At 70.1% G+C, this 23,197-nt stretch carries 19 protein-coding genes; 7 read left to right on the top strand and 12 right to left on the bottom strand.

The features are described 5' to 3' along the window. Nucleotides 1-39: 39 nt before the first annotated feature. The 4 genes from ACLIYP_RS20205 to ACLIYP_RS20190 form a co-directional block, all read right to left on the bottom strand. A complete protein-coding gene (locus ACLIYP_RS20205; RefSeq protein ID WP_412714536.1) occupies nucleotides 40-402 on the bottom strand; it encodes a DUF2516 family protein in 363 nt (120 codons plus the stop codon). A gap of 93 nt (nucleotides 403-495) precedes the next feature. Then, on the bottom strand, nucleotides 496-1,275 hold the full coding sequence (locus ACLIYP_RS20200; protein WP_412714534.1) for a hypothetical protein: 780 nt from the start codon (nucleotides 1,273-1,275) through the stop codon (nucleotides 496-498). Between the two features lie 15 nt (nucleotides 1,276-1,290). Then, the gene (locus tag ACLIYP_RS20195; RefSeq protein WP_412714533.1) at nucleotides 1,291-1,719 is read right to left on the bottom strand and encodes a helix-turn-helix domain-containing protein; all 429 of its coding nucleotides are present in this window, start codon (nucleotides 1,717-1,719) and stop codon (nucleotides 1,291-1,293) included. 190 nt (nucleotides 1,720-1,909) lie between these two features. Further along, nucleotides 1,910-2,362 carry a DUF6188 family protein gene (locus tag ACLIYP_RS20190; RefSeq protein WP_412714532.1) on the bottom strand — a complete coding sequence of 151 codons (453 nt, stop codon included), beginning with the start codon at nucleotides 2,360-2,362 and terminating at the stop codon, nucleotides 1,910-1,912. A 689-nt stretch (nucleotides 2,363-3,051) separates the two neighbouring features. On the opposite strand from ACLIYP_RS20190, the gene ACLIYP_RS20185 reads away from it, so the two are divergent. Beyond that, on the top strand, nucleotides 3,052-3,702 hold the full coding sequence (locus ACLIYP_RS20185) for a DUF3223 domain-containing protein (protein WP_412714531.1): 651 nt from the start codon (nucleotides 3,052-3,054) through the stop codon (nucleotides 3,700-3,702). Between the two features lie 273 nt (nucleotides 3,703-3,975). After that, the gene (locus ACLIYP_RS20180; RefSeq protein ID WP_412714530.1) at nucleotides 3,976-5,460 is read left to right on the top strand and encodes an ATP-dependent nuclease; all 1,485 of its coding nucleotides are present in this window, start codon (nucleotides 3,976-3,978) and stop codon (nucleotides 5,458-5,460) included. A 43-nt stretch (nucleotides 5,461-5,503) separates the two neighbouring features. Here ACLIYP_RS20180 and ACLIYP_RS20175 read toward each other — a convergent pair whose 3' ends face one another. After that, nucleotides 5,504-5,773, bottom strand: coding sequence for a hypothetical protein (locus ACLIYP_RS20175; RefSeq protein WP_412714529.1), 270 nt, complete (start codon nucleotides 5,771-5,773; stop codon nucleotides 5,504-5,506). Between the two features lie 439 nt (nucleotides 5,774-6,212). Between ACLIYP_RS20175 and ACLIYP_RS20170 the strand changes: the two genes are divergently transcribed. Further along, entirely contained in the window at nucleotides 6,213-8,963 is a 2,751-nt protein-coding gene (locus ACLIYP_RS20170; RefSeq protein ID WP_412714528.1) for a serine/threonine-protein kinase, read from the top strand. Between the two features lie 225 nt (nucleotides 8,964-9,188). Here ACLIYP_RS20170 and ACLIYP_RS20165 read toward each other — a convergent pair whose 3' ends face one another. From ACLIYP_RS20165 to ACLIYP_RS20150, 4 genes are read right to left on the bottom strand one after another with little or no spacing between them, the layout of a single operon-like run. Then, nucleotides 9,189-10,430 (bottom strand): TniQ family protein, encoded by a 1,242-nt coding sequence (locus tag ACLIYP_RS20165; RefSeq protein WP_412714527.1) that lies wholly within the window; start codon nucleotides 10,428-10,430, stop codon nucleotides 9,189-9,191. A gap of 2 nt (nucleotides 10,431-10,432) precedes the next feature. Next, nucleotides 10,433-11,695: an AAA family ATPase gene (locus ACLIYP_RS20160; protein WP_412714526.1), complete on the bottom strand. Its 1,263-nt coding sequence runs from the start codon at nucleotides 11,693-11,695 to the stop codon at nucleotides 10,433-10,435. Then, entirely contained in the window at nucleotides 11,676-13,934 is a 2,259-nt protein-coding gene (locus ACLIYP_RS20155; RefSeq protein WP_412714525.1) for a transposase, read from the bottom strand. The genes ACLIYP_RS20160 and ACLIYP_RS20155 overlap by 20 nt, the downstream gene beginning before the upstream one ends. Next, nucleotides 13,931-14,587 carry a TnsA-like heteromeric transposase endonuclease subunit gene (locus ACLIYP_RS20150; protein WP_412714535.1) on the bottom strand — a complete coding sequence of 219 codons (657 nt, stop codon included), beginning with the start codon at nucleotides 14,585-14,587 and terminating at the stop codon, nucleotides 13,931-13,933. The genes ACLIYP_RS20155 and ACLIYP_RS20150 overlap by 4 nt, the downstream gene beginning before the upstream one ends. Before the next feature lie 443 nt (nucleotides 14,588-15,030). On the opposite strand from ACLIYP_RS20150, the gene ACLIYP_RS20145 reads away from it, so the two are divergent. Beyond that, on the top strand, nucleotides 15,031-15,966 hold the full coding sequence (locus tag ACLIYP_RS20145; protein ID WP_412714524.1) for a GNAT family N-acetyltransferase: 936 nt from the start codon (nucleotides 15,031-15,033) through the stop codon (nucleotides 15,964-15,966). A 157-nt stretch (nucleotides 15,967-16,123) separates the two neighbouring features. On the opposite strand, the gene ACLIYP_RS20140 is transcribed toward ACLIYP_RS20145, so the two are convergent. Further along, nucleotides 16,124-17,212, bottom strand: a complete 1,089-nt coding sequence (locus ACLIYP_RS20140; protein ID WP_412714523.1) for a DUF368 domain-containing protein — start codon at nucleotides 17,210-17,212, stop codon at nucleotides 16,124-16,126. 367 nt (nucleotides 17,213-17,579) lie between these two features. On the opposite strand from ACLIYP_RS20140, the gene wrbA reads away from it, so the two are divergent. Then, nucleotides 17,580-18,191: an NAD(P)H:quinone oxidoreductase gene (gene wrbA, locus ACLIYP_RS20135; protein WP_412714522.1), complete on the top strand. Its 612-nt coding sequence runs from the start codon at nucleotides 17,580-17,582 to the stop codon at nucleotides 18,189-18,191. Nucleotides 18,192-18,294: 103 nt separating this feature from the next. On the opposite strand, the gene ACLIYP_RS20130 is transcribed toward wrbA, so the two are convergent. After that, on the bottom strand, nucleotides 18,295-20,394 hold the full coding sequence (locus ACLIYP_RS20130; RefSeq protein ID WP_412714521.1) for a flavin monoamine oxidase family protein: 2,100 nt from the start codon (nucleotides 20,392-20,394) through the stop codon (nucleotides 18,295-18,297). 136 nt (nucleotides 20,395-20,530) lie between these two features. Between ACLIYP_RS20130 and ACLIYP_RS20125 the strand changes: the two genes are divergently transcribed. Then, on the top strand, nucleotides 20,531-21,064 hold the full coding sequence (locus ACLIYP_RS20125; protein ID WP_412714520.1) for a GNAT family N-acetyltransferase: 534 nt from the start codon (nucleotides 20,531-20,533) through the stop codon (nucleotides 21,062-21,064). On the opposite strand, the gene ACLIYP_RS20120 is transcribed toward ACLIYP_RS20125, so the two are convergent. Then, nucleotides 21,039-22,487: an FAD-binding oxidoreductase gene (locus ACLIYP_RS20120; RefSeq protein ID WP_412714519.1), complete on the bottom strand. Its 1,449-nt coding sequence runs from the start codon at nucleotides 22,485-22,487 to the stop codon at nucleotides 21,039-21,041. The two genes, ACLIYP_RS20125 and ACLIYP_RS20120, sit on opposite strands and share 26 nt — an antisense overlap. Before the next feature lie 71 nt (nucleotides 22,488-22,558). On the opposite strand from ACLIYP_RS20120, the gene ACLIYP_RS20115 reads away from it, so the two are divergent. Beyond that, nucleotides 22,559-23,197 (top strand): LysR family transcriptional regulator (locus ACLIYP_RS20115; protein WP_412714518.1); only part of this gene is annotated, 639 nt, incomplete at its 3' end.

Raw genomic sequence — 23,197 nt, 5'->3', positions numbered from 1 at the left:
GGGCCCGGCCGGCTCCGGTGGCGGCCCGGTCCCGGCGGCTCAGCGGCCGCCGTTGTACGGGCCGTAGGGGCCGTCGCTGCTGCTGCCGCGGCGGAAGCCGCCCCCGCCGCCCCGGCCGCCACCGCCGACCTGGACGAGCGCGGGCCGCACGTCGACCATGTAGACGATGTTGGCGATCAGCCCCGCGATGGTCAGCAGGAGCATCCCCAGGAAGAGGTTCACGGCCACCGTGATCCCCAGGATGATCAGCCAGAAGCCCTTGGTCCTCTTGTCCGCGGCGCGGTAGGCGTCCTCGCGGCGCAGCGCCGCGTCCACGAAGCAGAAGATGCTGAAGATGAGCAGGCCCAGGAACACCCAGGACATCAGCCCGTAGAAACCGTCCAACAGCACGATGGCCACCATCCCGTCCATGAGCCGGTCGTCGGCCCTCCACGCTACCGGTCGGGGGACCGGACACGAAGTGCGTGCCCGGTCCCGGCGGTGCTCACTCCCGGCTCACTCCTGGGGCTTGTCCGTGGGCAGCTGGTCCGACGGCGACGACGCCTTCGGGGAGGCGGACCGCTTCGCGGCGGTCTTCTTCGCGGCGGACTTCCTGGCGGCCGCCTTCCTGGCGACCGTCTTGGGCGTCTCCTCGGCGGCGGCCTTCTTCGCGGAGGCGGTGCTCTTGCGCGCCCCGCTCCTCGATGCGGCGGTCTTCGAGGCTCCGGTCTTCGACGCGGAGGCCCTGCCGGGCGTGGCCCGGCGGGTGTCGCCCATCTTGGGGCGCGGCTTCTCCTCCGTCCCGCCCGCCTCGACGGTGACGGCCTCGCCGACCTTGCGCGCCCCCTTCACCGGGAGCCCGCGGACGGCGCCGGAGCCGTTCCTCTCCCCGTTCTCCCCGCCGTTCTTCTCGCCGCGCCAGGTCTCCACCGCGCCGCGGCCGCGCTCGGCCAGCTCGCCGTACCCCTCGCGCGCCTTGACGGCGTACTCGGCGGCGAGCCCGACGCCCTGGAGGGCCAGGTGCTGGGCCTGCTCGCGCAGCTTCTTCAGGTCGGCGTCGAAGCCGGACAGCGCGGTGGTCAGCCGCGACTGGGTCTCCTTGGCCTGCTGGGCGAGGCGCTCCTGCACGGCCTTGGGGTCGGCGGCCCTGCCCTTCACGGCGGCCAGGCGCTCGGGCGCCGTCTCGCGGATCTTGTCGATCACGCCCGCCGCGAAGTACAGCGGGCTGGGGTCGGTCAGTGCCTTGCGGAGGTCACCGGTCTTGTTGGCGGCCTCGCCGGCGGTCTTCTCGGGCATGAGGGTCCCTCCTGTTCATGGGGTCTGGGGCTTCGTCTCGGTGGAGGGGGCGTCCTCGGCCTCCGGGCCGGAGGCGTCCTCGGTGGGTCCGTCCTCGGTGTGTCCGTTCTCCTTGCGGAACGACCCGTAGATCTGGAGCAGCACCTGCTTCTGCTGCTCGTTGATCGAGGCGTCGGCCAGGATCGCGCTGCGCACCTCCAGTCCCGCCTGCTCCTTCTCGTCGAGGATCCCGGCGCGGACGTAGAGCGTCTCGGCGGAGATCCGCAGCGCCCTGGCGAGCTGCTGGAGGATCTCGGCGCTGGGCTTGCGCAGTCCCCGTTCGATCTGGCTGAGGTACGGGTTGGACACCCCGGCGGCATCCGCGAGCTGCCGCAGGGAGAGCTGCGCGCTGCGCCGCTGCTCCCGCAGGAACTCGCCGAGATTGCCGACATGCAGTGAAGCCATGCCTCCACAGTGCCTCTCTGCGCTAACTTTTGCAAGCAAGTGCTTGCAGGAGTGTCGCTCCGCGCGTTCCGCGCCGTTGTGCCTCGTAGCGATAGGTGTCACTTCGCAGCGCTACTTGTCACCAGCTCACCCGATGCCCCTCTCCTCAGTGTCGGACGACGTGTCCCGTCGCACTCCAGTTGGCAGATTCTCAATGCCCTGCAGACCGACCTCGCGGATTCTCATTCGCAGCGGAGGCGGACCAGACGCCGAGGTCGCCTCCCGGCAGGGACACGAACCTCCATCCTCCAGGTCCTGTGATCTGCCACGCCTCGAAAGCCGCATCGGTTGGACACGTCAGATGCGTGCCATCCTCGAACACCATCCGAAGCGTGCCGGACTTGAAGGCAACCGCAGAGACGACCTTCGTCCCGAAGATCGGGAGGGCTGCGGCCACGTCCTGAGTCTCCGGCACCAGAAGCACGCCGGGATTGATGTGGGCCGGCCCGGATGAGAGCCGAGCAGGCGTTTCGAGTACGACTTCCCAACCTTCGTCGAGGGCCAGCGTGAGGCGGTAGTCGACAGTGATCCCAGCAACGCCCCGCCCTCGGAGATTCAAGATCCACCGGTCATCGTGTTCGACCGGTTCTGCTTCGGTGCTCATCACCCCACCATGGTGCACGGCCCTGCCGAGGGCGACGGACGGCCATCAGGGATTCCGCCGAAGCCACGCCTGTTGAGAATCCGGCGAGGTGTGTTCTCGATCCACTTGGCGAACCCGCAGCTCAGGCCAAGATCCAGAGACAGCTCCGATGCGACGGGACACGACGTCAGAGCATCAGCGGGAGACGGCACGAGATGTCAGTGGTTGGCGACACGGAGTGTGTCAGTGGACAGCGACGGCTCTGAGAGCATCCGCAGGCTGTACGCGACGTGGTCGGGAGGACGTCGATGGCGTCGCCGCGCGTGACGCGGCAAGGTCTTCGAGGATCTGACGCTGGGCAGTGTCACCGGGGTCATACGCCGTCGACGTCACGGACCGAAGAGTCAGTGGGATGTCGCTGCCCCGGGAGCCCTGCGGCACCCCGCTCGAACCAGTGAACCCACCCGAACCGCTTGCGCCAGGTCTACACAGCCGCTGGTCCAGACCCCGGTGTCCGCCGGAAGCGATCGATTCCGGGACGGTCGCCCGAACGGACGGGGCCACCGGCGGGCCCTCCCAAGAGACGTCCCGGAACCGGCGACCGCTCGGAAGAAGCGGGACGCGTATTCGGGACGCGGTTGTCGTAGCGTCGAGCAGTCGCCCGGGAGCGCGCCGGGCGGGTGCGGGGAAGTCGAACGGAAGGATCAGGTGTGGCTGAGTTCTGGATTGGGCATCGCCGGTACCGGACGAAGGGAGAGGCGCGGGAGGCGGTCCGCGAGGTGCTGTACAGGTACACGGTGGGCAGCACCGTGGACGAGGAGGAAGATCACCTGCTTCTGTTGGACCTCCTCGACATGCACCACGAAGCAGACGACAAGATCGGTCCGGGAGTCGAAGCCTTCGCGATCGCGCCGCCGCAGCGCGGCCCATACCCCGGCTTCGAGGTGATCCGCACGGACGGGAGCCGTATCGACTTCTCATACCAGACGTGCCTGAAACCCCCGACCTACCGCCAGCAGGTCCTGAACGTCATGCGGGACGAGGTCAAGTCGGCCACCAACGCCTACTTCGAATCCCGGAAGGCGGCGGGCGCCCTGGTCTCGGACCAGTCCGGTACGCCGCTGGAAAGCACGAACACCGCCGTGAGCTACTTCCGCGGGCCCTCGTTCGTGGACATCGCCGAGGAGTTCGCCGAGACCGTCGGTGGGTGGGAGTCGATCGAGATGACTCCATCGACCGAGCCCGGACTCGGACGGTTCAAGGACCGCAACTTGGCCGATCGGTGGTTCAGCCACCACCAAGAGCGCGCCGTGCTCGGGCTCCTTTCCACGCAGGAGAACCAGCGACGTCCGCGCAGGTGAGATTCCCCCTTCGTGACTCCGGTCCGCTACCAACGGCAGGGCGGACCGGGGCACGGCGCCATCGAAATGCAAGGAACGCATGGACAGCGACCTGGACGAGATCGCCCGCGCCGAGCTCGTCGAGTGCAAGCCATGCCCCCACTGCGGGGCCGCGCGAAGTGCGGGCCCTTGCGCGCCCAAGCGGAGTAGAGTGCCCGACAGATCGCGCGAGATGACCCCCCTCTCGCGCGCCCATAGTGCAGTGGGCCACCCACAAACGTAGGAACGGACTCCATGACCAGCTTCCGGAGCGAGATCCGCGAAGGCGACATCCGACGCCTCGAAGAGAAGGTCGCTTCAACCAACTACGGGGCTTATCTGCGTCGGATCACGCTGAAGCGAGTACGCGGGTTCAGAGATCGAGTTGTCAGCTTCGATTTTCCCGTCACCGCAGTAGTGGGCCCCAACGGCGGCGGCAAGACGACTATCCTCGGAGCTGCTGGCATCGCCTATAAGGACATCGCTCCGGGCGACTTCTTCGCCAAAAGTGGCAAGTACGACGCCAGCATGAAGGACTGGGTCATCGAGTACGAGATCATCGACAAGAAACTCAACCCACGCCTTCCCGTACAGCGGACAGCGAGCTTCCCGCAGTTGAAGTGGAATCGCAAGGCGGTCGTACGCCCCGTGCTTCTCTTCGGAGTGTCGCGCACAGTTCCTGCTACCGAGCGCAGGGAACTCGTCAAGGCTGTAGGTAACAAGTTCGTCGCCGAAAAAGAGGTAGCTCTTTCAGCTCCGGTAGTCGCCGCAGTGGAGAAGATCCTCGCTAAGGAGATGCAGGGCTGCAACCGACTTTCGATCGACGCGCACGGAAGGGCAACGATGTTCGCGGCCCGAAACTCCGACGGCAGCGAGTATTCCGAATTTCACTTCGGGGCCGGCGAGGCCAGCGTTATCCGCATCGTCTCGGACATCGAGGAGGCACCTGATGGGGCCATGATCCTCATCGAGGAGATCGAGAACGGCCTGCACCCCATTGCCACTCGCCGTATCGTTGAATACCTGATCGAAGTAGCCCTGCGCAAGTCGTGCCAGATCATCTTCTCAACGCACAGTAACGACGCGTTGGACCCACTACCGTCTAAGGCAATCTGGGCCGCCTACAACGGCGAGGTCCTCCAAGGAAAACTCGACATCAAGGCACTTCGAACCATCACCGGCCAGATCGATGCCAAACTTGCGATCTTCGTCGAAGATACTTTCGCCGAACTCCTGGTGACTACTGCACTTCGTTACCACGGAGGGATCGAGCTCGATGCAGTCAAGATCCATGGAATGGGAGGAGCCGACCCCGCGATCAAAGTCAACGAGCAGCACAACCTTGACCCAACTTCGACTTTCCCATCCGTCTGCCTCGTCGACGGGGACCAGGCACACAAGGCGGATGCCGACCGTCGAATCTTTACGCTGCCCGGCGAGGGAGATCCTGAGGCCCACATCTTCGACGTCGTACTAGAGCGCCTGGAGCACGTCGCTGCGAGACTTACGGTCTCCATGCAGCTACCGACTAGCGCACAGGAGCGCGTCAAGCAAGTAGTTCGCGATCGATCCTTGACCAACCGCGACCGCCATGTCGTCTTCGAACAGATCGGCGAGGACTTGGATTTCACGGCCGGAATGGTTGTCGCTAACGCATTCCTCGCCATCTGGGCGCAGGAGCGTCCCAATGAAGTCAGCACCCTTGTAGGAAATTTTGACACCCTAATCCCCAAAAGGTGAAGGAAGTTCGAGCTGAGCCAGCCCCCAGACAGGGGGAGAGTGTTCACTGGGCGCCGAGAACCCTCCTAGCCCAGTCGTTATGGTCAGCTCCCGGCTTCTCTTCACCAAATAGCTGGCGCAGTGCGTGCTCAATGACAAAGGGGGCCTCTTCGACCTCTGCGCCACTTTGCCGCCATGCAGAAGCACGGGCGATGGCAGATCGAAGGAAATACTCAGGAATGCCAATACCCAGTCGATCAGCATGCTCAGCCAGGACTTCATAGTCCGCCACGGACATGGACACGTCGAATCGCAGGCGCCGATGCTCAGTCATGCCTAGCATCATGCCCCTTGATCTCAAGTCGCCTCATACGTACGACGCACCCCACAGAGTTGCCTATAGGCAACCGGAGTAGCGGAATTCTCCATTCCGGTTCCGTTGCGCGTGTGCTCATCGCCGCAGGCCAACACCAAGACCAGGCACCTGACCTGGGAAGAGCAGGTGCTACCTTCACCGTGAGCCGGGCACTGGTAAGTGCACCAGATGGGCCCACACGCCATGGTGGTGCCTTCAGCCCGCCCTTCGAGCAGAGAACCACCCCGACGGCGCTGTGTTCATTCCCGGTAACTCCGGAAGGCGTCGCCCTGGCGGGCATCGTTGCGGCGGGAACGGGATGCCGAGCAGCCATCTGCACGGTTGATCACGAACCTTTTCTTCTGCATGCGAGGCACCGTGGCCACTATGGTGACCAGGAGGAACGGGGGCTCAACCAATGGAAGACGTAAAGGACTTGCTGGCCCAGTACGGCCAGTGGCGCCGAGACGAGACCGCCTCGCACGACGAACGGACGCAGCGGCTCGCTGACATCGTGACGACGCTCCTACGGCAGTCCGTACCAGGCGATTCGATCGAGCGATACGACCATGGCAACGGCCCCGGGCTCGTGTACGAGTTCGAGGGATGGGACTACCTCCTCAGGCTCGACGAACACGACGACGGGCTGTTTCTTGGTCGCAAGAAGCTGATCCCCGCCTCGGGCGGAACGCACGGCGCGCGGTGGGCGTCCCTGGTGTGGGCCGCAGATACCATCGGCGAGGATCTCTGCGCCGAGATCCAAAAGTTCGGCGGGGCGGTATTGGACAGGAGCCATCTGGAGGCAGCGGCTGCTGGGATTCGCCCCCTGGCTGAACTGATCAGGGACCACTTCCGCCGGCGGCAGACGAATCTGCCCCTGCTATCCCTGCTCACCACTGGCGTCCACGCCCCAGACGAATGGTCGATGACGCCGACGGCTCGTCTCGTATCGCCGATCAGGGTGAAGACCCAGACATGGGCGGGCACGTGCGCGGAACTCCTGCTCGTCGGACAGAAGCAGCAAGACCGGCCGACCGGGATGGCGCTGTTGCCCGACCGTAAGGCCCTGGTGACCTGCCCTAACGGTCTGCTCGCCGTCGATACCGTCCGGGGGAACACCCACTGGTACCTCACCTTGCCCGGCTGCCACGGCTCACCAGTCGTACGGGAAGACGGCTCCGTCCTGGTCCTTTGCGGCTCGACCCTGGTGCGCTGGCATGACGGTCGGCTAAACGCCGTCGCGGGAGGGTTCGAAGACGGCGCGGTCCTTCTTCCCGGCCTGGACGGGGAGCCGTGGGTACTGTCCGGTTCCGGCGTCACCTTCAATACCGGCCGAGGGACCCTCGCGCTCACCCGCGCCGGCGGCCAGGCCGGGGACCAGGTGAGCTACCCGATCACCTTCGAAGCCTCGGTCCGATCGGCGGTCTGGCTGGACAGGCGCCGCTTCTTCCTCGCCGCATCCGGGCATAGCGCCGTCGTCGACCTCGCGCGCACCACGGACGCCGGACAGCTCGACGACTGGATCCGTACCCCCGTCTCCTACCCGGGGCACGTCCTGCCCGCAGGCACGAACAGCGTGGTTAGCGCATCGCCAGACGGCACCGGCATCGGCGTGGGCCTGCACCGCACCGACATCACCAGCCGCACCAGCGAGCCTCTGCTGCACACCCAGCTCGGTGAGATCTTCGGACTCGTCCAGGAACCCGGCGACGGCCCGGCCTACCTGCTCGCCTCACTGCCTGACAATGACCCCACCCACGTCCGGCCAGTCCTGATGCGCATCACCGGCCACCGCCCATCCGCCCCCACGACCCCGGCCCCTGTTGCCCCAACTGTCGGCTACGACGCGGTGAGCCAGTCAGCCCGGGGCGAGCGCCGGGACTACCGGCTCGACAGACTGCCCCTGGCCCGCGAAGGCCAAGCCGAGGTCTTCCGTGCCGAACACAAAGACACCGGCACCATCGTGGCCTTCAAGAAGCGCATTGGCAGAGGCGCGAGGGACGCACGGCGCATGCGCCGCGAGGTGGAGGCCGCCCTGCGGTTCGGCGGGAACCCGCACGTCATGCCAGTCCTCGACTTCGGCCCCGCACATGACTGGTTCGTCATGCCGCTCGCCGAGGCCACCGTCGAGGACAAGCGAACCGAACTGCAAGACCCCACCCAGCTGCACATCCTCGTGGGTGCCGTTGCCGCCGGCCTAGCCGACGCACACCGGCACGACTGGATCCACCGGGACATCAAGCCCTCCAACGTCCTGCTCCTGGACGGCCGATGGACGGTCGCCGACTGGGGCATCGTGCGCCGTGCCCGCGGCGAGACCAGCACCGCCGGCCTCCTGACCCGCGCTGGCATCGGCACCGAAGGCTTCGCCGCACCCGAGCTGTCCGTCGATGGCCACGACATCACCCCCGCCAGCGACATCTACAGCCTCGGGCAGCTCATCGGCTGGATCTTCACCGGCACCTGGCCCCAGGCGAACGTGCCCCTGCTGCCTCCACCGGGACCGTGGTACGGCGTCGTACGCCAGGCCACCCAGCTCGACTCCACCCAAAGACCCCAGGACATCAACGCCTTCCTCAAACTCGTCGAACGCGAGACGGGCTTCCAGGACGAACTCCCCGTGACCCGCGCCACCGGCCTCCTTGAAGACGCGAACGAGCGCGGCGACACCGCCGCAGCTGCCCAACTCCTCACCCTCGCCGCCGACCAGCCCAACTCCTACGAGCTCTACCTCGACGTGGTCACCAAGCTGGTGATCCCCAACGCCACGACTGCGCTGCTCGCCAACCCCCAGCAGACCACCGCCGTTCTACAGGCCCTGACCGGACACGCAGCCGGAGACCGAGGCGACTGGCCCACCTGGGAGGAGGCCGATCGAGCTGTGTGGTGGCTCCTCCGCGTGGCCCGGCTCGCCGCACAAAACCACCAGTGGCTCATGCTCGACGCCGCAGTCCAAGGGATGTGTGACTGGGACGGCCGCTGGGGCCGGTGGGACCCGCGCAACGCCATCCGAGACTGGCTGCGCACCCTGACCGGTCAGGCTGCCGCCACCGTGGCCTCCGCACTCCGCGCCCAGCCGCACGGTGCCCGCCACTACCACGAAGTGATAGACGACCGCCGCGCTGACACAGCCATCCGCAGCGCCATCCACGCTTCTCAGCGCACTTGAGCAGCGGCAGTGCCACTGCATGGTCTGTGCTATCCACAGGTCGCAACGCGGTGAGGACTCAAGACCGGCTGGGCTACCCCCATGACACGCTGACTGGGTTCACCTCGCCCGCGGCCCCAGCCGTCGATGCACCACTCCAGCGGACGTGCCCGGCGGCGCCGCCGGCACCCGCACTCATGTTTCTGCGGCTCCAGTGCCGCCACTCGGCTCCGGTTCTCCTCCGGCTCAGTGGTTGGAGACTTGTGTTGTGCTGCTCCCACCAGCTCGGGCGTGGGCTCGGAGACTGCCCTTGCGCCGATCCACGTGCAGCGCCGCCTGCAAGGTTGGCGACGTGCCGCGGCGCATGGCGCGTAGGTAGTAGCTCGCGGCCGGGTCTCGATTGATCGACTGGAAGACGAGGGGAAAGAGGCGTTTGGTGGCTGCGTCGTGGTTCTGGATGCCAAGGAAGGTCTCGGCGATGCCGAGGACTGCGCCGGTGACAAGCGCGTCGTCGGGTGGAGCGGAGTAGGCCCGCGAGTGGTGGCGCTTGCCCGGCTTCGCCTGGAGATCGCGGTATGCCTTGTGCCGACGTTCGGCTTCTGTGTCGAGGGCCGATGCAAGGCCTGGGGTGGCCGCATAAGTGCGCCCCGTGGGCCAGGACGCGAAGATCAAAGCCATGAGGGTGCGCAGGTCCATGAAGTAGTGGCTGATGGAGACCGGCGTTCCGATGCTGTGCGTGGTGTCGAGGTCTGGTGCCGTCAGGAGTGTGACGAGTCGGTGCTGGACGCGAAGGAGTTCACCGCGCGACTGGTCATCCAGCAGGCCACTGCGGTCGGGGAGCGGGCCGTCGAGTGAGTAGCCGCAGGCAGGGGCTTGATCGGATCGGGCTGATCCCGCGTTGCTGCGGCACTGGGCGGGATGCAGGCTGCCGTCTCCGGGTCGGGGGATCAGGCTTCGCGTGCGGGCGGTGAATTGCACGAGTTGGTCGCAGGCCGGGCATCGGTGCCGGAGGAAGCAACGGTGCTTGAGGCAGGCGAAGACAACGGGGAGACGCCAAAGTCGCTGCCAGGGCCCGCCGTGTCGTTGCTGGATCTCGCTGCCGTCGCCTGCGAGGCAGTGGGGGCAGTAGCGGGTGGACCGGAAGTAAGCCCATGGGTTGTTGTTGATCACCGAGCGAGTGACCTTTTGCGGGGTGTGGCTAAGATCGAGAGGGCCGTACCGCGGGCTCAGGGTAGCGAGTCCGAGCCCGCTGACTTCGTCCGGGGTGAGCCGGGTGACCTGTGCGAATACCTGTGCCGTGTCGGTGCCCACCGCGTGTAGGAATCCCAGGGGGAGGAGTCCGGCGGGCCGCTCGGACAGGCCGGTGCGGGCGGCGATGTCTCCCGGGGCGGTGCCCAGGCGGTGGGCGAGACGGAGGACGTAGCCGGGCAGGCTCTCGTCGGCCAGCGGGGCCAGGCCGCGAGGCAGCTGGCGAAGCTCCGTGACCACGGTCAGGCACCTCCGGCAGCGCGGTCACCACGGTCGTCGAAGACCGTGTTGCGCCCGCGGCGCCGCGCGGTGGGCTTGGGCTGTGCGGGCAGAGGCTCGGCCGTGGGGATTTCAGGGATCTCGGAGGGGTCCCGGTCGGCGAGGTTGCCCAGCCGGATGGGGATCGCGGCCAACTGTTCCGGGGTCAGCATCTCGGTGCCGGACTCGATCGCGTCGCTGCTGCCGTCCTCGATGAGCCGCTTGAGCAGACCGACGATCCCGCGGGTGCGGCGGTAGAGGTACTCGGGCATCTCGCCCTCGGTGAGCATGCCTGGCCAGGCCCGGAACAGCCGGAGCCGGTCCTCGATCCCGGCCAGGTGCTCGATGAAGGCGGTCATGCCCTCGGAGGTGTCGTAGTCGAAGGGGTCGAGGTCGACCAGGTCGAAGCGCCGTTCGGTCTGAGTGGCGGCGGCCGGGTTATGGCTCTTGCTGGCGTGGATCGGCGGGACGATCCACTGACCAGTGCTCGCGTCGGCGAAGCCGCCCCTGACCAAGCCCGAGCGGGGAATGTTGACCCCAATGAGGACCAATGTGACGTTCAGATCCATCAGCTCGCGGATGAGGTCGAGGGTGTCCTGGTCGTCTTCGCGGTGGAGGCGGAGTCTGGTGATGTCGTCCAGCAGCAGAGCGGTAGTGCGGTGATCGCGCAGGGAGTCCTTGACGGCGCGGATTAGGCCGTTGAGGGTCTTCGGGTGCGGGGCGCCGTAGAAGTCGAGGATGGTCGCGCAGAGTCCCTTCGGCGTGGCCCTCACCGGGGTGCGGCAGTAGGCGACCGGGACGAAGAGGTCGCGGGTACCTTCGACCGGGGGAGGCAGGAGCTGGTGGTGCAGGTCCCGCCAGACGTCTTCGAACGCGGCTGCGGCGGCGCAGGCCGTCTCGGTCTTGCCGAGATAGCCGCCGCCGCTGATCATCAGGCCGTCGCGGGTGCCCGGCCCGAAGTTCAGCGCATTGTTCCGCAGTCGGGCCCGCATGAGCTTGGTGACCTTGGCGCTCATCGGGGTCTCCAGCAGGCCGATGTTCATGTGGGTGGCGGTGCGGTGGATGTCGTGCAGACCTCTGCGGCGGGGGCTGAGTGCCGCGTACTCCTCCAGAGAGAGCCTGGAGGCCGGGATGAACAGGTCCCGTTGTCCGCGCCACTGCTGCCAGCCTTCGCGGCGGGTGCGGTCCGGTGCTGATCCGGCTCGCAGGAACGGGACGATGCCGCTCTCATCTGGTCGGTCCGCCATCAGGCTGGTCCTCCTCATCGTCCTCGGGCAGCAGGAACAGATCGCGGTTGCGCAGGGACGTGCCGAGGGGAGGTGGCGGTTTGGGCCGGGCTTTCACGGCCTGTTCGCGGCGGTGGCGCCGTGCGCTGTCGATGCTGGCGTCCGCTTCCCGGGCCCGCTCGGGCCAGCGCAGTGGGGTCACCACCGCCCCGGCTGCCGCCGACTGCGGGATGCCGGGGGCAGTAGTCGGAGGACGGTCGGCCTGGGCGGCGGCAGCCTGGGTGACCTCGCGGGCGTGCTCGGTCCGGGTGGCCTTCGGCATCTGGGTCTTCCACTGGCTCACCGGGATACGGGAGCCGATCAGCTCCAGGAGGACAGGGAGCAGTTCGTCGTCCGTGCGGGGCCGTAGTCCATGGGCTTCGGCCTTCTTGAGCAGTTCGCGTACCCGTGCGTCGCCGAAGGCGGGGGCCTGCCCGTTGGGCGGCAGTCCGGTCCAGGTAAGCGGGTGCCATTCGTGGGTGAGTGGGTCCTGAAAGAACACGCTGCGGCGGTCCCTAGGGTCGCGGCGGATGACCCACTGGCCCTTGTGCTTGCCGCCGCGGTTCGAGCGCTGGCCCCGGTAGGGGTCCAGGACCGGGCCGTCGTACCAAAGTCCGAGGATCTTCACCCCGCGCCGGGGCTCGATCTTCTGAACGTAGTGGATGGGCAGCAGCTCGTAGAACAGCTCCGGTGACGGGATCTCCATGGCGAAGCCGGCCTGTGCGAACGAGGCCGCGAACAGCGAGTTGGGGCTGTGATCGCCTCCAGGGTCCCAGCTGGGTGCGTATTCGCCGAGCTTGCGCCGTTGCCAGACGGCAACGATCCAGGTGGCGATCACGTGCTCCATCTCGGCGATGGTCAATACGGCGTCGCCTTCCGGATCGGCGCCGCGGTCGGCCGGGTCGATGCCGGTGTAGCCGGGAAGCTGCTCGAACAGCAGTGTCCTGATGGCGCCGAAGGCTCGCTCGCAGGCGGACTTGTCGGTGGGGCGCAAGACGCGGCTGGGGAGGATGTTGCAGCCGAGCACCCGCTGGACGTCGACCAGGTGGTGATTGCGGTAGACGGACCCGTGGTCGGTGGTCACGGTCTCCGGGGTGAAGAACGGCAGGCCGGCGACCTTGTGCCCGGCGAACTCGGCGACCACCGCGGCGGGCAGGCCGGGGTAGGGCCACTCCAGTTCGTCGCCCCAGTCCGTCCGCATGGGCAGCGGCAGCATGACGTCCCGCAGCAGCATCGCGACGTCCACCGACTTGTCGGAGACCAGGGTGAGCCGGAAGGCGCAAAGGGAATGCGTGTGCACGTCCATGGCGAGGGTGAGGTGGCACTTCACTGGATCGCCGAACACACTCTCGCGAACCATCACGGGCAGCACCGTGGTGTCGAGCGCGACTACCTGGCCGGGACGGTGCACGAGCACGTGCCCGTTCTTCACCGGCAGTTCGGCCGAGCGCGCGTAGCGCTGGCGGGCCCCGCCCGGCCCGAACCACTCGCGCCAGACGGCCCGCAGGGTGTTGTAGCACGGGACGGTGATGTCCCGGCCAGGGAAGGTTTCGCGTACGTACTGGTGGATCATGCGTTCACGGGTCCGCATGGTCACCTTCGACCGGTGCAGTGTCTCCGCGCGGACCGCGAAGATCGCCTCGCGGATCTCCTCGCTGATGCTGGGGTGCCCACCGCTCTCGCGCAGCCATCGCTCATCCGCGCAGCCGACCAGCCCGGCCTCCCGTCGACGCTGGTCCCACCTGATCAGGGTGCGATAACCGACCCGGTCCAGCCCCAGCAACCTGGCCTGCTGCCGGTCCATAGCCTTCAGCTCGACGACCTTGGCCCGGCGGCGGTCCGTCAGCGTCGTCATGGCCGGGTCGTACTCCGGCTTCGGCTCTCCCGGCGCGGCCCGCAGAGGATCACCGCTGCGGAAACCTGTCTCCACCTCCAGCAAGTGTCCGAGCCGACATGCGGCGAGCTCCCGACGCCCCGGCGCCAGGTCCCGCAAGGTCTTCGGCTGACGGCCCCGGTCGGCTCCCCGGGCCGAGGTCGTGGACGACGAGCGGCAACCAGGATGATTGGCCAGAAAGCGGAAGCTCACCCGCTGCCGGACACCGTCGTGCCGGACCAGCTGGACCCGGCCCAGCTCCGGCTCGCGGCGCTCGACAGTCCACTCCGTGCCGTCCACTACCAGGGCCGCCCCAGGAGACAAGTCCAGGACCCTCGCCGCCCTCACCGCTCCTCTCCCCGCGGACGGACCACGACGGAACGGTCCCCGAAGGGCTGGACCAGATCGACGCCGAGCTGCCGGTGCCAGAGCAGATGCAGGAGCTGGGCCCTGGCCAGGGGCGGAAACTGCGCCGCGTCCGCGAGTTCGCCGAACGTTCCGCCGTCCTGGGCGGCTGCCAGCAGGGCCGGCCGCAGCGCGAGCGGATCGGACAGGGCCCGCCGCTGGGAAGAGAACACGTCCACCGCGGCCGTGACGTGTTCCTTCCACCCCGCCGCAACCGTGTAGTGCCAGCCGCAGACCAGTGCGACCTCGGCAGCTGCGGCGAACGCCTCCAGGTCATCCGGTGCGATGAGCGCCCGCGGCCGTACGTCGATCAGCCAGACGCCGGTCCGGGTCACCGTGAGGAAGTCCGGGATGTGCCCCCGTCGGCCGGTCGCGGTATCGAACCGCAGCCGCATCGGCTGCGACACTACGTCGACCAAGTCAGCCGCGAAGTCGAGGGCCAGCAGAAGTCGGGCCTCCTCCAGACTCTCGGCCCCGTGATGACGACCAGTGCTGACGAGGAATTGCAGTCCGGGACGGTGGCGTTGAGCCCGCCGCCAGGAGAACCAGCGCATTGGCGCGCCGTCCGTGATACGTGTGTGGGCCAAGTCCCGCACAGTGCACGACACCTCGTCGCCCGCCGTCCGCCAGGTCGCCGTCCAGCGACGAGTCCACTCCGGCCCGAGATCCAACCCGCTCCTGCCCGGTGCCACGGACACCGGAACGAGCAGCTCCTCCCACCTGCACCTATGCGACCAGAGGCCCCCGTCCGAGCCTCCGGCCCCGCCCGCGGGCTGTACGCGGGAACGCGCTCCGTCCACATCACCAGAGAACCGCCCGGATCGTCAGGCAGAGAGCGGTTCTCCGGAGCTGGTGACAACACGATTGAGAACAGCCCGGAAGTGACAACAATCGCGCGCATTCAGTGACAGAAAGCGCTGCGATCCCGGCAGAGCGCCGCAGGTCAGCGAACGCTATCGGTGACACCTACCGTTGCGAGTCACAGCCGTGTGTCCGCCGGACTCGCCGTGCGCACCCGCCGCATGCGGGAGCATGAGACATGCGAACGGACGGCTGGCACCTCACCGATGACGTCGACGACTTCCTCGCCCGGGCCGGGGACTTCCTGCGCTCGCGGCCCGCCCTGCACAACACGCCGCTGACGGACGTCGAGAAACTGCGGACGCGCGGGGCGGACGCACACGGTGCCGAAGCCGCGGTCCTCGGCCGGCTGGAGTCGGGAGGCGAGGTCCGTGCGATCTTCTACCGCACCCCGCGTGGACACCTGAGCGTCACCCCCCTCTCCGCCGAGCAGGCCGACACCCTCGCCGCCCACCTGGCCGGCCTCGGCCACTTCCCCTCCGGCGTCATCGCGGACCACGCCACGGCCTCCGCCTTCACCGAGTCGTGGCAGCGGCACACGAACGCGGCGCCGACACCCTTCTGGCGGACTCGTCTGTACCGTCTCGGCGCGCTCACCCCACCGCAGCCGCGCCCGGAGGGCCGGGGGCGCGTCGCGGGTCGCGAGGACCGTGGGCAGGTCGTGCGCTGGTGCCGTGAGTTCTGCGTCGAGGTCGGGGAGCAGATCTCCATCGACCTGATCGACTCCGGCGCCTGGGCCGACTCGCGCTTCGGCGACAGGCACTTCACGTTCTGGGAGACCGCGGACGGCATCCCCGTCTCCATGGCCGCCGCGACCTCGATCGTCGGCGGCATGGTCCGGGTGGACCCCGTCCACACCCCGGCCCACCTCCGCGGTCGCGGCTACGCGGGAGCTGTGACGGTCGAGGTGAGCAGGGCCGCGCTGACCGCGGGCGCCACGGACGTCGTCCTGTTCGCGGACCCGGCCAACCCCACCAGCAACGCCCTGTACCAGCGCATCGGGTATGTCCACGTCGCCGACTTCTCCGGGTACCGGTTCTCCGGCGCGCCGGAAACCGGCTGGAGGCGGCACCAGCGCCCGGACCAGCGGGAAGGAGCGACTCGCTCAGGATGAGCGAGACCGGCTTGTCCCCGACGTCCCGCTCGACCTGAGGCGCCCGGGGCCGGAGCACCGCCCTGCTCCACGTTCGGCGGGAAGACCGAGGGGCGGGGAGGACACCGCCGGTGTCCTCCCCGCCCCTCGGGGTGTCTCGGTTCCGCCTCGGCCCGCCTCAGCCCTCGGTGTCCTGCCGCGGCGGCACCGCGCCCGCGTACGGCTGGTCCCCGGCGCGGTGCCGCCCGCCCGCGCCCCCGGGCGCGGCGGCGGCCTCCGCCGCGCGGGCGGCGGTTTCGCGGATCTCGCGCCGGGTCTTGGTGATGTGCTCGGCCACGGCGAACGCCGCGACCACGGCGAAGCCCAGCGCCGCGAACCCGATCGCCGCGCCGAGCTGGTCGTCGGGGGCGAGGAGGGCCCGGTCCTCGTCCTGCCAGGGCCACAGCGCCCGCAGGCAGCCGGCGACCACACCGGTCAGTACCACCAGGGTGATGCGCTGCCGGTTCTCCAGCAGCCACTGCATCAGCTTGACGAAGGAGGCCAGGCCCAGGAGGGCGCCGAGGGCGAACAGGCCCAGGTAGCCGAAGTCCCGCTCGTTGACGGCCGACAGCGTCCGCTCGTACAGCCCGAACGTCAGCAGCAGGAACGAGCCGGACAGGCCGGGCAGCACCAGAGCGGAGACCGCGACCGCCGCCGCGGCCACGATGACCAGCGGGGTGGCCTCCACCTCGCCGGGCGGCAGGCTGACGATCACGAAGGCCGCCGCCGCGCTCACCAGGGCCACGACGGCCTCGCCCGGCCGCCAGGGGGAGGATGCGCCGTTCGGCAGCGGCGCCCGGGAGGCGAGGGAGAACGGCACCCACAGCGAGGCCAGCACCAGCCCGAAGAACAGGGCCCGGCTGTGCACCGGCTGCTCCTCGACCCAGCCCTCGACCAGCCCGGCCATCAGCACCAGCGCGGCGAACATGCCGATCAGCAGCGGGACGATGACGTCCCACCGGACCTGGCGGACCTCGTGGAGGGCCCGGGACGGCCCCCGCCCCCGGGGGAGGTCGGCGAGCGCCAGCCGGGCGCCGGTGACCAGGCGGCTCGCCGAGCCGATGGCCGTGTCGTACACGCCGACCACGAGCGCCACGGTGCCGCCGCTGACGCCCGGGACGGTCTCCGCGGTGCCTATCAGGGCGCCGCGCACCAGGTTGAGGCCGTGTGCCGGCCAGGACGACGGTGACGACGGCTTCGCTGCCCTGTGTCGCTGGGTCTCCCCCACCAGAGCTCCTTCGGTGCTGGTCGAGTGCTGTGGGACTGTCGGCGCGCCGGTTCCCGGGAGTACCGACCGGGGCGGGCGCCGAGGACACATTGTTCACGATGCCGGATCCCGCCGGCCGCCGGAGTCGGCCGGGGCGGCGCCGGCCCGGCGTCGCCCCCCGCCTTCCCGCCCTGCCCGTACGGGGTTTGGCCGCCCCTCGGTGTGGAACCCGCCGCCCGCCGCGGAGGTTCCCCGGCCGCCGCGGAACCGCGGCACCCCAAAGCGGGCGGAAGGGGACTGAAGCCGCATAGAGTGACGACCGGCAGACGGTGAACGGAACGCGCCGGTGCCCGAGCGGCCGCCGGCGCGGGCAAGGAGTCGGAATCAGATGAGCGATGTCAAGCTGTCCGTGATCTACTACTCGGCGACCGGCACGATCCACAAGATGGCCGAGCGTCTGGTCGAGGCGGGGAAGCGGGCGGGCGCGGAGGTGCGGCTGAGGAAGGTCGCCGAGCTCGCCCCGGACGAGGCCATCGCCTCCAACCCCGCGTGGAGCCGGCACCACGAGGAGACCAGGGACGAGCCGAGGGCCACTCCCGACGACGTCGTCTGGGCCGACGCCGTGCTGTTCGGCACGCCCACCCGGTACGGCAACGTCGCCAGCCAGCTCAAGCAGTTCCTCGACACCCTCGGGCCGCAGTGGCAGCAGGGCCTGCTCGCCGACAAGGTGTACGCCGGCTTCACCGCCTCCCAGACCGCCCACGGCGGCCAGGAGTCGACGCTGCTGACCCTCTACAACGTCATCATCCACTTCGGCGGCCTCGTCGTCCCGCCCGGCTACACCGACCCGCTGAAGTTCACCGACGGCAACCCCTACGGCGTCTCCCACGTCACCGGGCCGAACAACGACGCCCCGCTCACCGACGCCGAGTACGCCGCCCTCGACCACATGGCGCAGCGTGTGGTGCGCATCGCGGGCCGCCTCAGGGGCGAGGGCTGACGGCCCCGCCGCACGGGCGGGCCGGGGGAGGGCGACGGCCGCCCTCCCCCGGCCGCCTCGGGTCCGGCGCACGCCGTACGGCGGCGGCGGGGGGCGGGGGCGGTCAGGCCCGGTGGACCTCCAGTGCCGCCCGTACCGCCGACTCCAGGGCGCCCTCGATCCACGCCGTCCTGATCGAGGTGTGGTCGCCCGCGAAGAACAGCGGCCCCTCGCGGCGGCCGAGCAGCGGGAACAGCTCGGTGTGCTGCCCCGGCAGCAGTACGGCCGCCTCGCCGTACGCGTACGGGTCCCGCTGCCAGCTCTGGGTGCGCCCGGCACCGGTGTAGAAGACCTCCACCCGCTGCCCGTAGACCTGCTGCACACCGCGCAGGGCGTACGGGTAACGGGCGTCGTCCTCCAGGCAGTCCCAGCGCCGGGCGTCGTCGGCCCAGCTGTAGGAGGCCAGCAGGACGCCGCCCTCGCTGCCCTCGACGCGGTGCGAGGGGTTGAACATGAACCGGTTGGGGTTGTCGCACACCGACCCGCCGCCGGTCACGCCCGCCGCCTCCGGCTGGTCCCGGGAGATCCAGCGGCAGGCGGTGTAGTGCACGCGCTGGGATTCGGAGATGTGGCCGCGCGGCACGGACGGGTGGGCGCCCAGCAGGCTGCCGTCGTCCGGCGCCCTCCCCAGGCGGTAGGCGTCGTACAGCCCCGGCCGTACGCGCTCCAGTTCACGCTTCCAGTCGGCCTCGCCGAACTCCCACCAGCGGCGGCTGAACTCCAGCAGCACCTTGGTGGCGCTGTCGTAGTGCAGTTCGGTGACGGCCCGCCGCTTGCCGTACGACAGCGGCGGGGCGATCTGGACCTGCCGCAGCCCGGAGAAGGGCACGGTGAGGACCGCGAAGTCGCCGGTGAACTGCTCGCGCACCACCGCGCCGTCGCGTCCCTCGGAGACGGTGTCGATCCACACCGCCGGGCCGTCGGCGCCGACGTGCGCGGTGCCGTCGCTTCCGTTCCGCCCCTCCCCGCGGTACTCGACGCGGGTGGCGCGGCGGTCGAAGCGCACCGGGACCTTCAGGCCCCCGAGTTCCTTCAGCAGCGCGTCCGCCAGGGTGGCGGTGCCGCCCCGGAGCTCCCAGAAGGCGGTGCCGGGGTTGATCAGGGACCAGCCGATGAAGCTGTGGAGGAAGGACAGGGGCAGGCGTGAGGTGAGGTTCTCCAGGGTGCCGATCAGGTCGATCGTGCGCTCGTCGAACCCCGCGTGCTCGGTCAGGAAGCGGTGCATCGACCAGCCGCCGAACCTCTCGACCACCCGCGCCCAGCCCTCCAGGCACTCCGGCAGCGGCTTGTTCACGCGCTTCCCGTCCGGCCCGGCGGTGCTGTACTCGTCGCGCACCGGGTCCAGGACCCGGCCCAGGATCACCGCGGCGGGGACGTCCCGGTACTTCTCGGGCACGCCGAAGGACCGGTTGACCGCCCGCGGGTCCTTCGCGTAGTCGGCGCGGCGCACCCGGACGCCGTTGACGTTGATCCAGGTGCGGTACGCGGGCCTGCCGTCGGCGTCCACGTCCACCAGGTGGAAGCGGCGGCGCCTGAGCCCCAGTTCGTCGATCAGGCCCATCACCAGCGGGTGGCTGCCGGGGATGCGCATGGCCCCGGCCTCCGCGTACTGCCTCGGGTCGGCGAAGGGCTGCTCCGCGCCCTCGTGGCCACCGGTGCGGAAGGTCTTGATCCGGCCGCCGGCCCGGTTGCCGTTGGCCTCGACGACGGTGACGCGGTGCCCGGCCCGGCCCAGCAGCAGCGCGGTGACCAGTCCGGCCGGGCCCGCGCCGACGACCAGCACCTTCTTGCCGGACGCGCCGCCCCGCGCGGCGCCGGAACGGGGCAGGCCGTCGCGCAGGATCCTCTCGTACCGCGGGGTGAGTTCGGAGCCGTCCTCGTCCAGCAGGAGGATGGCGCGGGCCACCGCCAGGCAGGCCTGCCGGTCGGCGGCGCCCGCGGGCCCGGGGGAGTCCCCGGGAGAGGACGCCCGGGACGGGGGAGCGGCGGGTGCGGCGGCACCGAGCCCGGCGACGGCGGCGGCGGCCGTCGTGGTGCCGGCCGCGAACCGCCGCCGCGACAGGGGCGCGGCGGTCCCGGCGGTCCCGGCGGTGCGGTGGGCGGTGAGTTCGGTGGTGACTTCGGCGGTGTGTCCGGTGGTGTGACGGTCTTCGTGGGGAGCCATGGCATCTGACTAGGGCCGTGCCGCCCCGGCGGGCCGTCGGCGCACGGGACGACCTGCCGGATTCCCCCGTACGGGAGCGGCTTCCGGGTGCGAAAAGCCGTTGGGGAGCGGCGCGCGTCTCGGGCAGTGTGCCCCCATGGACCTCATGAGCTCCGCCCACGTCGCCCTGCGCCCCCTGGACGAGGCGCTGCTGGACGCACTGGCGGCCACGGCCGCCGCCGACGCCGACCCCGGCGAGGTGATGCCGCCCGCCGAGGACGGGAGCGGTCCCGGCTGGACGGACGCCCGGCGCGAGGCGTTCGTCCGCTTCCACCACTCGCGCTCCCTGCGCGCGGATCCGGTGGAGAGCGTGTACGCCGTCCTCGTCACGGAACCGGGGGAGGACGGACGGCCGCGGGAGGCGGTCGCCGGAGCCGCCCGGCTGGCCCCCGCCCCGGAGCCGGGCGCGGTCGAGGCCGGACTGTGGCTCGGCCGCTCCCACCGCGGCCGGGGCATCGGCACGGCGGTGTTCGCCCTCCTCCTCGACGAGGCCCGCGCCGCCGGAGCCGCCCGGCTGCTCGCCCGTACGCACGAGACCAACGCCGCCGCCCGCCGCCTGCTCGCGGCCGCCGGAACCGGCCTGGAGTTCCACGGGGACGGGACGGTCACAGCGTGGTGGCCGCCGGCCTGATGTTGCGGTTGAACCGGAAGAGGTTGTGCGGGTCGTGGACGGCCTTGAGGGCCGCCAGCCGCTCGTAGGCGCCCGCGTCGTAGCCCGCGCGGGTCTGGGCCTCGCCGGCCCGCTCGCCGTCCCCGTGGAGGAAGGCCGGGCTGTGGCCCAGTGACCAGGGGGCCAGGGCCTCGCGCAGCAGGTCGAACCGGTCGCGGACCTGCCGGAGGCTGTGCCCGGTGCCGCCGGGCGGAGGACCGGGGAAGGCGATGGCGCGCACGATGTACTCCGCCTCCCGGTGGTCCACGGCGACCCCCGCCGGGCCGCGCCTGCGCAGCGCCCCGCCGAGGTGGCGCACATCCGTGACGCAGGGGACGGGCGAGCCGGGCCCCACCGTGCCGAGCACCGCGTCCAGCGCCTCGGGCGGCAGTTCGCGCAGCAGGGCGTTGGTGGCGGTGTAGGGCTGGGGGAAGGGCGGGTCGCGGTGGACGGAGTCGCACTCGGCGTACGGCATCTCGCGCAGGTCGTCCACGAGCCGTTCGCCGACCGCCCGCAGCGGCGCCACCAGCCGCTCGCCCTCCTCGGCCGGGCCGCTGTGGACGATCCGGAACGAGGCGGCGTACCGGCCGCGCAGCGGCGCGGGGACGGCCGGTACGTCGGGGTGGGAGAGCAGGGCGACGGAGGAGGTCAGCGTCTCGGGCACGTCCGCCGTCCAGCGCCGCCAGACCTCCAGCGCCCGTTCCGTCAGCGGGGCGCCGAAGACGAGCTGCCCGCCGTGGATCGCGGGTACGGGGAAGAGGTCGATCTCCATGGCCGTCACCACGCCGAAGTTGCCGCCGGTGCCCAGCAGGGCGCCGAACAGCTCCTCGCCGGGGACGGTGCGGCGCTGCCGGCCGTCGGCGGTGACGACCTCCAGGGCGCGCACGTGGTCGGCCGCGTAGCCGAACCGCCGCGCCAGCAGGCCGATGCCGCCGCCCAGGGTGTAGCCGACGGCGCCGACGGTCGGCGAGGAGCCGTTGAGCGGGGCCAGGCCGTGGGCGGCGGCCGCCGCGACCACCGCGCCCCACCGCGCGCCGGCGGCGACGCGCGCGGTGCGGCTCTCCGGGTCGACGCTCACGCCCGTCATCCGCCGGGTGCCGATCAGCACCCCGCCCTCGGCGGCCACCGACAGCCCGTGCCCGGTGGCCTGCACCGCCACCGGCAGACGGCGCCCGGCCGCGTACGACACGGCCAGCCGTACGTCCTCGGCGTCCACCGCGCCGACGACCAGGTCGGGGCGGTGGGTCCAGGCCGTCTGGAAGCCGGAGACCTCCTCGTCGTAGCCGGGGTCGCCGGGCCGGAGGACCGGGCCGGTGGCGGCGGGGATGCCGTCGGTGCTGCTGGTGCTTTCGGCGCTTGCGGTGCTGCCGGCGCCGCCGGTGCCACTGTGCTGTGAGCTCTCCATGACATCCAGGGTGGTGACGGTTCGTCCATAAGTCCAAGATCTAGTAGGTATCGGAACTAGAATCAGCGGTTATGGAGATCCGGCAGCTTCGCTATCTCGTCGCCGTGGTGGAGGAGGCCGGCTTCACCCGCGCCGCCGAGCGCCTGCATGTCGCCCAGCCCGGCGTCAGCGCCCAGATCCGCCAGTTGGAGAGGGAGTTGGGACAGCCGCTGCTGGACCGGTCCGGCCGCACGGTGCGCCCCACGGAGGCGGGCGAGGCGCTGCTGCCCTACGCGCGGGCCGCGCTGGCGGCCGTCGACGGCATGAGGCGGACCGCGGACGAGTTCACCGGGCTGCTGCGCGGCCGGGTCACGGTCGGGCTGTTCTCGGCCGCGGCCACCCACGACCTCGACGTGGTCTCCGTGCTGGCCGGCTTCCACGAGGACCATCCGCACGTGGAGATCACCCTCACCGAGGACGTCTCCGACCGGATGGTCGCCGCGCTCCAGCACGGTGAACTGGACGTGGCGGTGATCGGGCTCACCGGGGAGGAGCCGCCACCGGGCGTCGACCTCCGGATCGTCGTCGACGAACCGCTGGTCGCGGCCGTCCCGCCGGGCGACCCGCTGGCCGGGCGGGCGAGCGTGGCGCTGGCCGCGCTCGGCGAGCGCACCCTGATCAGCCTGCCGCGCGGCACCGGGCTGCGCGCGGTGCTGGACCGGGCCTGCGCC

This window comes from Streptomyces nanhaiensis, assembly GCF_046614825.1.
Lineage (GTDB): Bacteria > Actinomycetota > Actinomycetes > Streptomycetales > Streptomycetaceae > Streptomyces > Streptomyces radiopugnans.
Note: the sequence above shows the minus strand (reverse complement) of the source record. Positions and strands in the feature narration are given on the sequence as shown.